We start from the raw sequence: 14,462 nt of genomic DNA on the forward strand, positions 1-14,462 counted from the left end.
ATATCGGAATCCGATTACTATCAATTTTACTGCATTCTCGCCATCGGCTATTTTTCTCTCCTCAACGGTTGATGGAGCTGCGGCATGTCGAAAAACTCCGATCGCGAATTCTGGGCGTCGGCGCAGAAGCATTTGATCCGCTATGGCGGCAGCTTCGAACCCGCTATCATCGAGCGCGCTGCCGGCTCCTTCGTCTATGATGCCGACGACAGGCCCATCCTCGACTTCACCTCCGGGCAGATGAGCGCACTGCTCGGCCATTCTCACCCCAGGATTGTTTCGACCGTCAGTCGCCAGGTCGAAAAGGTCGCGCATCTCTTCAGCGGCATGCTGTCGCGTCCGGTGGTCGAACTTGCCGAACGGCTCGCGGCATTGGCGCCAGGGCTGGACAGGGTGATGCTGCTTTCGACCGGCGCCGAGTCCAATGAAGCCGCGATCCGCATGGCCAAGCTGGTGACAGGCAAGCACGAGGTCGTTGCCTTCTCGAAGAGCTGGCACGGCATGACGGGTGCTGCGGCGTCGGCGACCTACAGCGCCGGCCGCAAGGGCTATGGACCCGCCACGGCCGGATCGCTCGCCATCCCCGCCCCCAACAGTTTCCGGCCACGCTTCAGGCATGCCGACGGCTCACTGGACTGGCTGACCGAACTCGACGACGCCTTCGATCTCATCGACAGCCAGTCGACGGGAAGCCTGGCGGCTTTTGTCGCCGAGCCTATCCTGTCCAGCGGCGGCATATTGGAACTGCCGCTGGGCTATCTGGCGGCGCTCAAGCAGAAGTGCCGCGAGCGCGGCATGCTGCTCATCCTCGACGAGGCACAAACCGGTATCGGCCGCACCGGCGATATGTTCGCCTTCCAGAGGGACGGCGTCACCCCGGATATCCTGACGCTGTCGAAAACCATCGGCGCCGGCCTGCCGCTATCGGCCGTCATGACGACCGCCGAAATCGAAGAGGCGGCACACGAGAAAGGCTTCCTGTTCTACACCACGCATGTCTCCGACCCGCTGCCGGCAGCGGTGGGCTTGGCGGTGCTCGATGTGGTGGAAGAAGAAAAACTGGTCGACCGCGCCCGGCATATGGGAGCGCGATTGTTCGACGGCCTGTCGCGGCTGAAGCAGCGTTACGACTGTGTCGGCGACGTGCGTGGGCGCGGCCTGCTGCTTGGCGTCGAGATCGTCAAGGACGGCAAGCAGCCCGACCACAAGCTCGGCGCTACGATTGCCGCGGAGGCGTTCCGGCGTGGCCTGAGCATGAACATCGTCAAGCTGCCCGGCATGGGCGGAGTCTTCCGCATCGCCCCGCCGCTGACCATCTCCGAGCAGGAGCTGGACCTCGGCCTGCGGATCATTGCGGAATCGATCGAGGCCGGACTTGCAGCCAGCGCACCCGGCATCGCCGCGGAGTGAGGACCTACGGCCGGGCGCTGCAGCGGCTCAGACCACGATGGTCTTCAGCCGCTCGGCGATGAGCGCGGCGAGCCGCGCCGCCACTTCATCCTTGGTCATTTCCGGCCATTCCTCGACGCCTGACTTCGAGACGATGCGCACCTTGTTGCGATCGCCGCCCATGACGCCGGTGGGGCCGACGCCGCTTTCATGCGAGACATCGTTGGCGACGATGAAGTCGGCGCCTTTCTTCTTCAGCTTGGCCTCGGCATTGGCAATCAGGTCCTGCGTCTCGGCGGCGAAGCCGACGACCAGCCCCGGCCGCTTCTGGTGATGACCTACGCCGGCCAGAATGTCGGGGTTTTCAACCATCTGCAGCGCCGGCGGCCCCTCGCCCGCCACCTTCTTGATCTTTTCGCCGGCCGTACCGGCGGTGCGCCAGTCGGCCACCGCCGCGACGAACACCGCGGCGTCCGCCGGCAAAAGCTGCTCGACCGCGTCTTTCATCTGCGCCGCCGTTTCGACATGCACCGTGGCGACGCCGGCCGGATCGGCAATGCTGACCGGACCGGAGACCAGGCGCACATCGGCGCCCAGTCTCGCCAGTGCTGCCGCGATCGCATGGCCCTGCTTGCCGGACGAGCGGTTGGCGATGTAGCGCACCGGATCGATCGGCTCATGCGTCGGCCCCGAGGTGACGATGATCCGGCGGCCGGCCAGCGGCTTCGGCCTGGTGTCGAGCAGCGCCTCGATCGCCGCGACAATCTCCAGCGGTTCGGCCATGCGGCCTTCGCCGGCCTCGTTGCTTTCGGCCATCTCGCCTTTGGCCGGGCCGACAAAGGCGATGCCGTCCTTGGCCAACGTCGCGCGGTTGCGACGGGTCGCGGCATGCGACCACATTTTCGGGTTCATCGCCGGCGCTAGCAAAACCCTCTTGTCGGTGGCAAGAAGCACGGTCGACGCCAGGTCGGTGGCATGGCCGTTGGCGAGCTTGGCCATCAGGTCGGCAGTGGCCGGCGCCACCACCAATAGGTCTGCCTCGCGCGACAGCCTGATATGGCCGACATCGTGCTCGTCATTGCGGTCGAACAATTCGGTAAAGACATGGTCGGCCGACAGCGCGCCGACCGACAGCGTGGTGACGAATTCCTGCGCTGCCGACGTCATCACCACGCGCACCGCAGCACCCCGTTCGCGCAACCGGCGGATCAGGTCGAGCGCCTTGTAGGCGGCAATGCCGCCGCCGATGATGAGCAGGATGCGCTTGCCGGAGAGACTGCCCCGCGACACGACCTTGCTCGCCGCGGCAGTCGGCGCTATCGGGCTGCGTGCAACAGCCAGTTCGCGCAGCGTCTGTTCGATCTGGTCGATGCGACCGGAAGGGCCGAGCTGTCCCTCGACCGCGGCACGGATCATCACCCGCGCCTGCTCTTCCATCGAGCGGTCGTTCTCCGCCGCAAGCTGCCGCAGCAGGTCCTTGACCTCGTCGTCGAGGTTGCGAATGGTGATGCTGGCCATATGATTGCACTCTACTCGACATCGCTGGAAGCAATGATAGCAATGCAATCATTTCAGGACAAGCCGTTCTTGGCAGGCCGCTAGAGGATCTTCCAGGCGATATAAACCAGCGTCAGCGCGATCACCCACAGCGCAAGGCGGCCGGAGCGGGTGTAGCGGGCTTCGGCCTTGCCGATGGCGCGCGATGTCGCTTCGTCGAAGCGCAGGCCGTGCTCTGCCATAAAATCGATCTCGCGCGACAGCCGCTCGGTGCGGGCGACAAAGTCCGGCGCCTGGCGGGCGAGCGCCAGCAGCGCCTTGGCGCCGTCGCGCGCGTCCATGAGCAAGCCGCTCGGGCCGAGATTGCCGGCGATCCATTGGCCGACCACCGGCTCGGACGTCTTCCACATGTTGAAGGCCGGATCGAGCGTGCGCGCCACGCCTTCGACCACCACCATGGTCTTCTGCAGCAGGATCAGTTCCGGCCGCGTCGCCATGTCGAACAGTTCGGTAACCTCGAACAGCAGCGTCAACAGCTTGGCCATCGAGATCGTCTCGGCCGGCTGGCCATGGATCGGCTCGCCAATGGCGCGGATCGCCTGCGCGAAGGCGGCGACATTGTGCTGGCGCGGCACATAGCCGGCCTCGAAATGCACCTCGGCGACGCGCAGATAGTCGCGGGTGATGAAGCCGTAGAGGATTTCGGCGAGGAACCGGCGCTCCTTCTTGCCGAGCCGCCCGGCAATGCCGAGATCGACGGCAACGATATCGCCATTGGCCTCGACGAAGAGATTGCCCGGATGCATGTCGGCATGGAAGAAGCCGTCGCGCAGCGTGTGGCGAAGGAACGACTGGATCAGGTTGGTGGCGATCGCCTTGAGATCGTGACCCGCTGCCGCAAGACCGGCGATGTCATTCATCTTGACGCCATCGACCCATTCCATGGTCAGCACGTCGCGGCCGGTGCGCTCCCAGTCGACCGACGGCACGCGGAAGCCCGGATCGTCCTTCGTATTCTCGCCGAGCTCCGACAGCGCTGCCGCCTCGAGCCGAAGATCCATCTCTACCTTGGTGGTCTGCGCCAGCGTCTCGGTCACCTCGACCGGCCGCAGCCGGCGCGACGACGGGATGTATTTCTCCTGCAGCCGGGCGGCGAGGAAATAGCTTTCGAGATCCTGAAAGAAGCGGCGGCGCACGCCCGGCCGGATCACCTTAACCGCCACCTTGGTATCAATACCGTTATGCAAGGCTTGCGCGGGATGAACCTGGGCGATGGAAGCCGCCGCCACGGGATCGCCGAACTCGGTATAGAGCTCGCCGATCTTGCGCCCGAGCGAGCCTTCGATCGCCGCCACCGCTTCCGCCTGCGGGAACGTATGCATCTTGTCCTGCAGCATGGCGAGGTCAAGCGCCATGTCGTTGCCCACGACATCGGGCCGCGTCGCCAGGAACTGGCCGAGCTTGACATAGGAAGGCCCGAGCCGGACCACCGCCTTGGCCAGCCGGTCGCTGCGCTCATAGGCAAGCGCGCGGCGGCGGGTGAACAGCCGCGCCATGCGCCAGCCGAATTTCGGCAGGCCGGTGAGCTCATCGCCCGGCAGCGCGGCAATGACGCCCTCGCGGACCAGCACCCAGCCGGCCCGTGCGAGCCGAAAGGCGGCGCCGACGCTGCTCATCGCCTACCCTGCTTCAAGGGGGCTCGCTGCAAACTGTCTTGCCTCAAAGCTTCCAGCCCGAATGAAGCGCTGCAATGCCGCCGGAATAGTTGCGGAACGAAACGCGTTCGAAACCGGCACGAGAAATCATGGCGGCAAAGTTCTGCTGGTTGGGAAATTTGCGGATCGATTCGACCAGGTAGGAATAGGGTTCGCCGTCGCCGGTGACCATCTTGCCGATCTGCGGGATGGCGTTGAACGACCAGGCTTCGTAGACCTTGTCGAGCAGCGGCATCTCGACCTCGGAAAATTCGAGGCACAGGAACCGCCCGCCCGGCTTCAGCACGCGAAAGGCTTCCGTCAGCGCCACATCGATGCGCGGCACGTTGCGGATGCCGAAAGCGATCGTGTAGGCGTCGAACGTGCTGTCCGCAAAAGGCAGTTCTTCGGCATTGGCCTCGACGAAATCGGTGTTAGCGGACAGGCCCTTCTTTTCGGCCCGGTCGCGGCCGACACTGAGCATCGAACCATTGATATCGAGGACCGTGGCATGCGCGTTGCCATGGCTGGCGTCGACAATGCGGAAGGCGATGTCGCCGGTGCCGCCGGCAACGTCGAGCACCTTCCAACCCACTCTTTTCGGGGGGTTCAGCCATGTCACCATGGCATCCTTCCACAGCCGATGCAGTCCGGCCGACATTAGGTCGTTCATCAGGTCGTAGCGGTTCGCCACCTTGTGGAAAACGTCGTTGACCAGAGGCTGCTTGTCGCCTGGCCCTACCTTCTTGAAACCATAGGAGGTTTCCATGCCGCCCGCGGCCGTGGTTCTCTCAACTGACATTATTTTGATCCGTCATAAAACCGGCGGGACCATAGCCGATCGATGGTGCGGGCGCTATTGTTTAAGGCGCGGTGTTCAGCCGCGCTTCCAGGTGGCGGGTTTTCAAGACCTGGACTTACCGACGGGATGTTTGAATGCCTTTGAAAGCAGAACTGCACTGCCATATTGAAGGGGCAGCGGCGCCCGAACTCGTCATTCGCCAGGCGCAGAAATATGGCAAGGACAGCTCGCCCTATATCCAGAACGGCTCGTTCGTCTGGCACGACTTCACCTCCTTCCTCGCCGCTTACGATTTTTCCGCCGATCTGTTCCGCACCGAGGAGGATTATGCTCGCCTCGCCGACCACTATCTGACCAGCCTTGCCCGCGACGGCGCCATCTATTCCGAGGTCTTCACCTCGCCCGACCATGCCGTCAGGGCCGGCCTTTCGCCCAAGGCCTACACCGACGCGCTCGGCGAAGGCATGCTCCGCGCCAAAGCCAAGACCGGCATTGAGGGCCGCATGATCGTCACCGGCGTGCGCCATGTCGGCGTCGAATCCATCGAACAGGCGGCGCGCTTTGCGGCACGCTGCGGCAATCCGCTGGTCACCGGCTTCGGCGTCGCCGGCGACGAGCGCATGGGCGAGATGGAGGATTATGTCCGTGCTTTCGAGATCGCCCGCGAAGCCGGCCTCGGCATCACCATCCATGCCGGCGAGTTAACGGGGTGGGAGACCGTGCAGGCCGCGCTCGACCACATCCGCCCCTCGCGCATCGGCCATGGCGTGCGCGCCATCGAAAACCCCGACCTTGTCAGGCGCATCGCCGACGAAGGCGTGGTGCTTGAATGCTGCCCCGGCTCCAACATCGCGCTCAAAGTCTTCGATAGTTTCGCCGACCATCCCTTCCCCGCTTTGCAGGCGGCCGGCTGCAAGGTGACGCTCAACTCCGACGACCCGCCCTATTTCTGGACCTCGCTGAAGCGCGAATACGACATTGCCGCCGAGCATTTCGCCATGACCGAAAAGGCGCTGACCGCCGTAACCCGCACGGCGATCGAGGCCGCTTTCATCGACAGGAAGACCAAGGCAGCGCTTCTCGCACGGCTGAACGCCGCCGTGCGGTAATTTCCCGTGACAAAACTGTGGCCGGTCACGCCCAAGCGGTTCCTTGGCCGGCGCATTGTCGGCAGAGCCGGATGATTTTCAGGTCTATCGACCTGAAAATCTGAATCCGGCTCTAAATCAAAGGGATAGAGCATGATGTCGCCCGAAAACCGCTTCACACTTTTCGGCATCATGCTCTAGGGTTGCTTCAAGCACAGAAAATTCAGGAGCAACCCATGCAGGGCGTCACCGTCGTCGACCACCCGCTTGTCCAGCACAAGCTGACCATCATGCGCAAGAAGGAGACGTCGACAGCCGGCTTCCGGCGGCTGCTGCGCGAGATCTCGCTGCTGCTCGGTTACGAGGTCACCCGCAACCTCGACCTGACGACCACCACCATCGAAACGCCGATGGAAACCATGGAAGCGCCGACGCTGGAGGGCAAGAAGCTGGTCTTCGCCTCGGTGCTGCGCGCCGGCAACGGCCTGCTCGAAGGCCTGCTCGACCTGGTGCCGGCGGCACGCGTCGCCCATATCGGGCTTTACCGCGACCACGAAACGCTCGAGGCGGTGGAGTATTTCTTCAAGGCGCCGAGCGATCTCGCCGACCGGCTGGTGATCGTCGTCGACCCGATGCTGGCGACCGCCAATTCGGCGATCGCGGCCATCGACAAACTGAAAGGCCGCGGCGCCACCAACATCCGCTTCCTGTGCCTGCTGGCGGCGCCCGAGGGCATAGAGCGCTTCACCAAGGCGCATCCCGATGTCCCCGTTTTCACCGCCTCCATCGACCGCCAACTCAACGAGAAGGGCTACATCATGCCCGGCCTCGGCGATGCCGGCGACCGCATGTACGGAACCAAATAAAGGCGACGCAAGGCATCCGCTGACACTGCCTCGTTTACCGCCCGTTTACGCAAAGCCGCGGTTTCGGCCGGCGTTAAAGCGGCAAACACCATGTTCGCATGAGAATGGCCCTTCACGAAGGTCCATCCATGCTGCGCAAGCTTCTCATTCTGGGCGTTTTCGCCGGCACATCGGCGTCGATCCCGATCGTCTATCAGTCGAACCCGCAGATCCTCGATGGCCTGCTGAAGTCGACCGTCGCCAGCAAGCCGGCCGCGCAACCGCAGCCCGAGCTGAACCTCGCCTCGGTTCCCGACAAGCCGGCAGCACCGCTGCCCACCGGCCGCAAGGTATTGGTGGCGGCAGACGAGCGCGGCCATTTCACCTCCGCCTTCAAGCTCAACGGCCGCCAGGTCGACGGCATGATCGACACCGGCGCCACGCTGGTGGCGATCAACACCTCGACGGCGCGCCGCATCGGCATCTCGCTCAATCCGTCGGATTTCAGCCATCAGGTCAACACCGCCAACGGCGCGATCAGGGCCGCCGTGGTCAACATCGATCGCCTGCAGATCGGCAAGATCAGCGTCGACAACATCCAGGCGGTGGTGCTCGACGACCGGGCGCTGCAAACCAACCTGATCGGCATGAGCTTTTTGCAGCGGCTGGCAAAATACCAGGTCGAAAACGACACCTTGCTGCTGGTGCAGTAGTGCCTTCCGCTAACCGCGCGCCAGCACCCGCCGGATGACGGTCTTGTCGGCGGCCGGCTTCGAAGCCCCAACCGTATAGGCCGAAACTATTGCGGCCGCGGCCGCCTCGGCATCCGCATCCGTGCGGGCATGGACCAACGCCAGCGCATCGCCCGCCCGCACCTCGGCGCCGAGCGGCAGCAGCCGGGTGATGCCGACTGCATGGTCGATCCGGTCCTCGGGCTGTGTGCGTCCGCCACCGAGCCCGACCACGGCGAGGCCGATGTCGCGTGTGGCAATTCCGGTAACAAAGCCATTTCCGGTCGCCTTGACGACAAACTCCACCGCCGCCTTCGGCAGATATTTCTCCGGCTTCTCGACGAAATCGGCCGGGCCGCCAAGGGCTGCCACCATGCGTGCGAAAGCGGCCGCCGCGCGGCCGCCGGCCAGCGTCTCGGTCGCGCGCCTGAGGCCGTCCTGGTTGGACGACACCAGACCTGCCGATTGCAGCATCTCGGCGGCCAGCGCCAGCGTCACATCCTCCAGCCGCTTGTCACGGAACCGACCGGTGAGGAAGTCGACGGCGTTGCGCACCTCCACCGCATTGCCGGCCGCCGACGCCAGCGGCTCGTTCATGCCGGTGACCAGCGCCGAGGCCTTCAGGCCGGCCCCATTGGCGACCTCGACCAGGCTGTTGGCCAGTGCGGTTGCGTCGCGCGACTTCTCCATGAAAGCGCCGTTGCCGACCTTGACGTCAAGCACCAGCGACTGCAGGCCGGCCGCCAGTTTCTTCGACAGGATCGAGGCGGTGATCAACGGCACCGATTCCACTGTTCCGGTCACATCGCGGATTGCATAGAGGCGGCGGTCGGCGGGCGCGAGGTCTGCCGTCTGGCCGATGATGGCGCAGCCGGTCTCGAGCACGGTCTTGCGGAAGCGCGCCACATCCGGCTGGCTGATATAGCCGGGGATGGCATCCATCTTGTCCAGCGTGCCGCCGGTATGGCCGAGGCCGCGGCCGGAGATCATCGGCACATAGGCGCCGCAGGCGGCGACGATCGGCGCCAGCATCAGCGAGACATTGTCGCCGACGCCACCGGTCGAATGCTTGTCGGTGACCGGACCCGGCAGGTCCGACCAGTCGAGCACGTCGCCGGAATCGCGCATCGCCACTGTCAGCGCCACCGCCTCGTCGCGGCTCATGCCGTTGAAGAACACTGCCATGGCAAAGGCGCCGACCTGACCGTCCGACACACTGCCCGAGGTCACGCCGGCGACGAAGGCCGCAATCTCCTGCGCCGACAGTTTCTGGCCGTCGCGCTTGCGGCGGATGATTTCCTGCGGAAGCATCAGGCGTCGCCCTTTGGCTCCGGCAACCCATCCTGGAACACATGCGCAAGGATCGTCGCCAGCCGCGCACCGCCGATCGGCGCCATGTCCTTGGTCTCCTGGTGCGACAGCTCCGCCCCGGTCATCCCTGCGGCAAGGTTGGTGATCACCGAACAGGCGGCAACGCGAAGCCCAAGGAAGCGGGCGAGAATGACCTCCGGCACAGTCGACATGCCCACCGCATTGGCGCCCATGATGCGCGCCATGCGGATTTCCGCCGGCGTCTCGAAGCACGGGCCGGAAAACCACATATAGACGCCCTGGTACAGTGCGGTTCCGGTGGCCTTCGCCGCGCGTTCGATGGCCGCGCGCAGGCCGGCATCATAGGCTTCGGTGAGGCCGACGAAGCGGCGGTCGCTCGGCTCGCCGATCAGAGGGTTGGTGCCGGAGAAATTGATGTGGTCGGTGAGCAGCATCACCGAACCGGGCGGCATATCGGGATCGACCGAACCGGCGGCATTGGTGAGGATCAGCTTGGTGATGCCGATGCCGGCAAGCACTTCCAGCGCCGGGCGCATTGCAGCGGCAACGCCGTGTTCGTAATAGTGGGCGCGGCCGGACAGCATCAGCACCGGCGTGCCGGCAAACAGCCCCGCCACCACCTCGCCGGCATGGCCGGTAACGCCGCTGCGGGGGAAACCCGGCAGGTCGGCATAGGAAACGCGCACGGCATTTTCGACCTGGTCGACAAGCCCGCCCAGGCCCGACCCCAGCACCATGGCGGTGGTCGGCGCCAACCCGTCCAGCCGTTCAACGAGATGGTCCAAAGCTTCTTTCATGTCAGCCAATCTTCATTTCAAAATGTCGCCGCGGAATCCGTAGGGCAGCATGTCGCCCATGGTCACGGTCTCGACCACGCCGGTGTTGTCGCAGAGATAGAGTTTCGTGTCCGGCCGGCAGAATTCCGCCAGCCTCTGCCGGCAGCCGCCGCAGGGCGAACACTTGGCCATGCGCGAGGCAATGACGGCGATCTCCACGATCTTGCCGCCGCCGCCCATGATGTAATGACCGAGCGCCGTGGTCTCGGCGCACCAGCCTTCCGGATAGGATGCGACCTCGATGTTGGCGCCGGTGAAGACGCGTCCGTCCTCGGTCCGCAACGCCGCCCCCACTGGAAACTTCGAATAGGGCGCGTAGGCCTTGGCCATGGCCTCCTGCGCGGCCTCGAACAGATCATGCGACATTCAAACGTTCTCTCCGACGATCATGGTCAAAACCCGGCGCTTTGCGTTTTCCTGGCGCCTTTCAAACGCTGAGCCGCATGCGGCTCAGCGGTCTCAGACTAGCGTGCCCGGATCACCGTTCCTTGACATAGGGCACGCCGCCGGCGCGTGGCGGGATCGCCTTGCCGATGAAGCCGGCAAGCAGAATGACAGTCAGCACATAGGGCAGCGCCTGCATGAACTGCACCGGCACCTTGCCGATGAGCGGCAGAGGCGAGCCCTGCAGGCGGATCGCCGCCGCGTCGAGGAAGCCGAACAGAAGACAGGCGAACATGGCGTTGACCGGCCGCCATTTGGCGAAGATCAGCGCAGCCAGCGCGATGTAGCCCTTGCCGGCGGTCATATCCTTCACGAAGCCGCCATTCTGCACCATCGACAGATAGGCGCCGGCAATGCCGGTCAGCACGCCGGTGCAGATCAGCGCCCGGTAGCGCAGCCAGGCGACCGAGATACCGGCGGTGTCGACGGCGGCCGGGTTCTCGCCGACGGCGCGCAGCCTGAGGCCAAAGCGGGTGCGAAACAGCACCCACCAGGTGAACGGCACCATGGCGAAAGCGAGATAGACCAGGATCGAGTGCCCGGACAGAAGCTCGGAATAGATCGGCCCTATAATTGGCACGTCGTGGATGGCGGCAGCACCTGGCAGAGTGATGGCCTCGAAGCGCTCGCCCGGCTGCAGCGCCGGCGTGCGCCCGCCCTGCTGAAACCAGGCCTGGCCCAGAATGATGGTCGAGCCGGCTGCGACGAAGTTGATCGCCACACCGGAGACGATCTGGTTGCCGCGGTGGGTGATCGAGGCGAAGCCGTGCACCAGGGCAAAGGCGACCGACATCACGATCGCCATGCCGAGACCGAGGAAGGCCGAATGGAAGACCGAAGCGGCGGCCGCACCGGCGAAGGCGCCGACCAGCATCTTGCCTTCCAGCCCGATGTCAAAAACACCTGCGCGTTCGGAATAGAGGCCGGCGAGGCAGGCAAGCAGCAACGGCACCGACAAGCGTATGGTCGAGTCGAGTATCTGCACGATGGCGATGAACACATCCATCTCAGGCGCCCTTCCCTTTGACCGCTTCGATGCCGACCGACCTTGGACTGAACGAGGCGAACAACGCCTGGACATAGGGTCGGAACATGTGCTCCAGCGCACCGGCGAACAGGATGACGAGACCCTGGATGATGACGATCATGTCGCGGGAAATCGCCGGCATCTCGAAGGCAAGCTCGGCGCCGCCCTGGTAGAGCATGCCGAACAGGATCGCCGCCAGCACGATACCGACCGGATGCAAGCGGCCCATCAGCGCCACGGCGATGCCGACGAAACCGGCGCCGGAGACGAAATCGATCGCCACATTGTGCTGGTCGCCCATCACCGGGTTCAGCGTCATCATGCCGGCCAGTGCGCCGGAGATCATCATGGCAATAATGATGATGCGGGTCTCCGAAATGCCGGCATAGCGCGCCGCCTTCGGGCTGTGGCCGTAGGTGCGCATCTCGTAGCCGAGCTTGGTGCGCCAGATCAGCAGCCAGACCAGGAAGGCCATGACCAGCGCCAGCAGGAAGCAGATGTTGAAGGGTGCCGAGCGGATCTTGGCGCCGAACAGTTCGATGATCCAGTTGAGCTTGGGCAGTTCGGCCCCGGCCAGGAAGTTGCGCGTCTGCGGCGCTTGCGACGCCGCCGGCTTCAACGGCCCGACCAGGAGATAGACCATGATCGACGCCGCGATGAAGTTGAACATGATGGTGGTGATGACGATGTGCGAACCGCGCTTGGCCTGCAGATAGGCCGGGATCAGTGCCCATAGCGCGCCGACCGCGGCCCCGGCGGCGATCGCCAGCGGGAAGGTCAGCCACCATGGCAGCACACTGTCGAAGGCGAGGCAGACCACGCCCACGCCCACGCCGGCAATATAGGCCTGGCCCTCGGTACCGATGTTGAACAGGCCGCAATGCGCGGCCACCGCCACCGACAGACCGGTGAAGATGAAGGTGGTGGCGTAGAACAGCGTGAAGGCAATACCGGTTCCCTTGCCGAACGCGCCTTCGACCAGGATGACGGCGGCGCGGAACGGGTTCTCGCCCACCAGCATGACGACGAAACCAGCAACGATGAAGGCCACCGACAGGTTGATCAGCGGGATCAGCCCATAATCGGCCCAGGCCGGCAATTTGGCGTAAGGCGTGCTCATTCTGCCGCCTCCTGGCGCTCGACACCGGCCATCAGCAGGCCAAGTTCGCCTTCGGTCGCCTCCGGGCCGCGCTCACCGACGATGCGGCCGGCAAACATCACCAGGATACGGTCGGACAGCGAGCGGATTTCGTCGAGCTCAACCGACACCACCAGCACCGCCTTGCCCTGGTCGCGCATGGCGATCAGCCGCTTGTGGATGAATTCGATGGCGCCGACATCGACCCCGCGCGTCGGCTGGCCGACGATGAGAACCCCGGGGTCTTGCTCCATCTCCCGCGCCAGCACGATCTTCTGCTGGTTGCCGCCGGAGAAATTCGCCGTCTTCAGGCGCGGATTGCCGGGACGGATATCGTATTTTTCGATCTTGTCCTTGGCGTCGGCCATGATCGCATCAATGTTGAGGAACGGTCCTTTGAGGTAGCGCGGATCATCGTGATAGCCGAGGATCGAATTTTCGTTCTCCTCGAAGGCCAGCACCAGCCCGACATGATGGCGGTCCTCCGGTACGTGGGCGAGGCCGCGGTCGCGCAGTTCACCCGGATCTGCCTTGCCGGTAAGGTCGATCGGCTTGCCGTCGAGCATAACCGAGCCGGAGACGGCGTGCCTGATGCCGGATATCGCCTCCAGCAGTTCGGATTGTCCGTTGCCGGCCACACCGGCAATGCCGACGATCTCGCCGGCTTTGATATCGAAGGAGATATCGTCGACCATGGTGACGCCGCGAGAATCCTTCACCGTCAGGTTCTTGACCGCGAGCTTGACGCCGCCGGCTTCCGCCTCGCCCTTTTCGACCCGCAGCAGCACCCGCCGCCCGACCATCAGCTCGGCCAGTTCGCCCACCGTCGTTTTGCTGGTCTCGCGCGTCGCCACCATCGTGCCCTGGCGCATGACCGAGACATTGTCGGTGATAGCCATGATCTCGCGCAGCTTGTGGGTGATCAGCACCACGGTTTTTCCCTGATCCTTCAACTGCTTGAGGATGCGGAACAGATGGTCGGCCTCGGCCGGCGTCAGCACGCCCGTCGGCTCGTCGAGGATCAGGATCTCGGCACCGCGATAGAGGGCTTTGAGGATTTCGACGCGCTGCTGCAGGCCGACCGGCAATTCCTCGATGATGGCGTCGGGATCGACCTCCAGCCCGTATTCGCGTTCGAGGCGCTCCAGTTCGGAGCGCGCCTTGGCGATGCTCTTTTTCAGCAGCGCATCGCTTTCGGCGCCGAGGATGATGTTTTCCAGCACGGTGAAATTGTCGACCAGCATGAAGTGCTGATGCACCATGCCGATGCCGAGCGCGATGGCGTCATTGGGCGTCTTGATCGATGCCGGCTTGCCGCCGACGCGGATCTCGCCGCTGTCAGCCTGGTAGAAGCCGTAGAGGATCGACATCAGCGTCGACTTGCCGGCGCCGTTCTCGCCGACAATGCCGTGGATGGTGCCGCGCGCGATCTCCAGGTTGATGTCGCGATTGGCGCGAACGGCGCCAAAACTCTTGTTGATGCCGATCAGTTCGATTGCGGCTTGCGCCATGCAGCCTGTCCCACTCTTATTTTTTTATCGCTTGGTCAAAACGCCTAGCATGATGCCCCGTCTGTGCCAATTGGCGGCGCAACCATCACTCTCGACAAATCCCGGTGCGATTGTCAATTTCGAACGTG

General features: G+C 64.2%; 13 protein-coding genes. 4 read left to right on the top strand and 9 right to left on the bottom strand.

Translation table 11 applies throughout. The annotated features are described in order from the left end of the window. Positions 1-84: 84 nt before the first annotated feature. Positions 85-1,410, top strand: coding sequence for an aspartate aminotransferase family protein (locus tag AC1DYO_RS05840; protein ID WP_477261180.1), 1,326 nt, complete (start codon positions 85-87; stop codon positions 1,408-1,410). A 27-nt stretch (positions 1,411-1,437) separates the two neighbouring features. Here the strand turns inward: AC1DYO_RS05840 and coaBC are convergent, their stop codons facing one another. From coaBC to ubiE, 3 genes are all read right to left on the bottom strand, one after another. After that, a complete protein-coding gene (gene coaBC, locus AC1DYO_RS05845) occupies positions 1,438-2,907 on the bottom strand; it encodes a bifunctional phosphopantothenoylcysteine decarboxylase/phosphopantothenate--cysteine ligase CoaBC (RefSeq protein ID WP_477261182.1) in 1,470 nt (489 codons plus the stop codon). An 80-nt stretch (positions 2,908-2,987) separates the two neighbouring features. After that, positions 2,988-4,562 (bottom strand): 2-polyprenylphenol 6-hydroxylase, encoded by a 1,575-nt coding sequence (ubiB, locus tag AC1DYO_RS05850; protein WP_477261184.1) that lies wholly within the window; start codon positions 4,560-4,562, stop codon positions 2,988-2,990. A 43-nt stretch (positions 4,563-4,605) separates the two neighbouring features. Then, the gene (gene ubiE, locus AC1DYO_RS05855) at positions 4,606-5,382 is read right to left on the bottom strand and encodes a bifunctional demethylmenaquinone methyltransferase/2-methoxy-6-polyprenyl-1,4-benzoquinol methylase UbiE (protein ID WP_477261186.1); all 777 of its coding nucleotides are present in this window, start codon (positions 5,380-5,382) and stop codon (positions 4,606-4,608) included. A 134-nt stretch (positions 5,383-5,516) separates the two neighbouring features. On the opposite strand from ubiE, the gene AC1DYO_RS05860 reads away from it, so the two are divergent. The 3 genes from AC1DYO_RS05860 (at position 5,517) to AC1DYO_RS05870 (ending at position 8,028) form a co-directional block, all read left to right on the top strand. Then, on the top strand, positions 5,517-6,491 hold the full coding sequence (locus AC1DYO_RS05860) for an adenosine deaminase (RefSeq protein WP_477261188.1): 975 nt from the start codon (positions 5,517-5,519) through the stop codon (positions 6,489-6,491). Between the two features lie 215 nt (positions 6,492-6,706). Next, a complete protein-coding gene (gene upp, locus AC1DYO_RS05865; protein WP_181057379.1) occupies positions 6,707-7,336 on the top strand; it encodes a uracil phosphoribosyltransferase in 630 nt (209 codons plus the stop codon). Positions 7,337-7,464: 128 nt separating this feature from the next. Further along, positions 7,465-8,028, top strand: coding sequence for a TIGR02281 family clan AA aspartic protease (locus tag AC1DYO_RS05870; RefSeq protein WP_477261190.1), 564 nt, complete (start codon positions 7,465-7,467; stop codon positions 8,026-8,028). Positions 8,029-8,037: 9 nt separating this feature from the next. On the opposite strand, the gene deoA is transcribed toward AC1DYO_RS05870, so the two are convergent. From deoA to AC1DYO_RS05900, 6 genes are all read right to left on the bottom strand, one after another. Continuing rightward, positions 8,038-9,357 carry a thymidine phosphorylase gene (gene deoA, locus AC1DYO_RS05875; RefSeq protein ID WP_477261192.1) on the bottom strand — a complete coding sequence of 440 codons (1,320 nt, stop codon included), beginning with the start codon at positions 9,355-9,357 and terminating at the stop codon, positions 8,038-8,040. Next, entirely contained in the window at positions 9,357-10,175 is an 819-nt protein-coding gene (locus AC1DYO_RS05880) for a purine-nucleoside phosphorylase (protein WP_477261194.1), read from the bottom strand. Before AC1DYO_RS05880 ends, deoA begins: the two co-directional genes overlap by 1 nt. A 12-nt stretch (positions 10,176-10,187) precedes the next feature. After that, on the bottom strand, positions 10,188-10,580 hold the full coding sequence (gene cdd / locus AC1DYO_RS05885) for a cytidine deaminase (RefSeq protein ID WP_023683183.1): 393 nt from the start codon (positions 10,578-10,580) through the stop codon (positions 10,188-10,190). Between the two features lie 112 nt (positions 10,581-10,692). Then, positions 10,693-11,664, bottom strand: coding sequence for an ABC transporter permease (locus AC1DYO_RS05890; RefSeq protein WP_023683182.1), 972 nt, complete (start codon positions 11,662-11,664; stop codon positions 10,693-10,695). Position 11,665: 1 nt separating this feature from the next. Further along, a complete protein-coding gene (locus tag AC1DYO_RS05895; protein ID WP_477261197.1) occupies positions 11,666-12,805 on the bottom strand; it encodes an ABC transporter permease in 1,140 nt (379 codons plus the stop codon). Continuing rightward, positions 12,802-14,334 carry an ABC transporter ATP-binding protein gene (locus AC1DYO_RS05900; protein WP_477261199.1) on the bottom strand — a complete coding sequence of 511 codons (1,533 nt, stop codon included), beginning with the start codon at positions 14,332-14,334 and terminating at the stop codon, positions 12,802-12,804. Before AC1DYO_RS05900 ends, AC1DYO_RS05895 begins: the two co-directional genes overlap by 4 nt. Between the last annotated feature and the right edge of the window lie 128 nt (positions 14,335-14,462).

It is taken from the genome of Mesorhizobium sp. P2_F5 (assembly GCF_056403715.1).

Coding starts and splice junctions, on each gene's coding strand:
- AC1DYO_RS05840 (WP_477261180.1), top strand. CDS start 85: ATGTCGAAAAACTCCGATCGCGAATTCTGGGCGTCGGCGCAGAAGCAT.
- coaBC (WP_477261182.1), bottom strand. CDS start 2,907: ATGGCCAGCATCACCATTCGCAACCTCGACGACGAGGTCAAGGACCTG.
- ubiB (WP_477261184.1), bottom strand. CDS start 4,562: ATGAGCAGCGTCGGCGCCGCCTTTCGGCTCGCACGGGCCGGCTGGGTG.
- ubiE (WP_477261186.1), bottom strand. CDS start 5,382: ATGTCAGTTGAGAGAACCACGGCCGCGGGCGGCATGGAAACCTCCTAT.
- AC1DYO_RS05860 (WP_477261188.1), top strand. CDS start 5,517: ATGCCTTTGAAAGCAGAACTGCACTGCCATATTGAAGGGGCAGCGGCG.
- upp (WP_181057379.1), top strand. CDS start 6,707: ATGCAGGGCGTCACCGTCGTCGACCACCCGCTTGTCCAGCACAAGCTG.
- AC1DYO_RS05870 (WP_477261190.1), top strand. CDS start 7,465: ATGCTGCGCAAGCTTCTCATTCTGGGCGTTTTCGCCGGCACATCGGCG.
- deoA (WP_477261192.1), bottom strand. CDS start 9,357: ATGCTTCCGCAGGAAATCATCCGCCGCAAGCGCGACGGCCAGAAACTG.
- AC1DYO_RS05880 (WP_477261194.1), bottom strand. CDS start 10,175: ATGAAAGAAGCTTTGGACCATCTCGTTGAACGGCTGGACGGGTTGGCG.
- cdd (WP_023683183.1), bottom strand. CDS start 10,580: ATGTCGCATGATCTGTTCGAGGCCGCGCAGGAGGCCATGGCCAAGGCC.
- AC1DYO_RS05890 (WP_023683182.1), bottom strand. CDS start 11,664: ATGGATGTGTTCATCGCCATCGTGCAGATACTCGACTCGACCATACGC.
- AC1DYO_RS05895 (WP_477261197.1), bottom strand. CDS start 12,805: ATGAGCACGCCTTACGCCAAATTGCCGGCCTGGGCCGATTATGGGCTG.
- AC1DYO_RS05900 (WP_477261199.1), bottom strand. CDS start 14,334: ATGGCGCAAGCCGCAATCGAACTGATCGGCATCAACAAGAGTTTTGGC.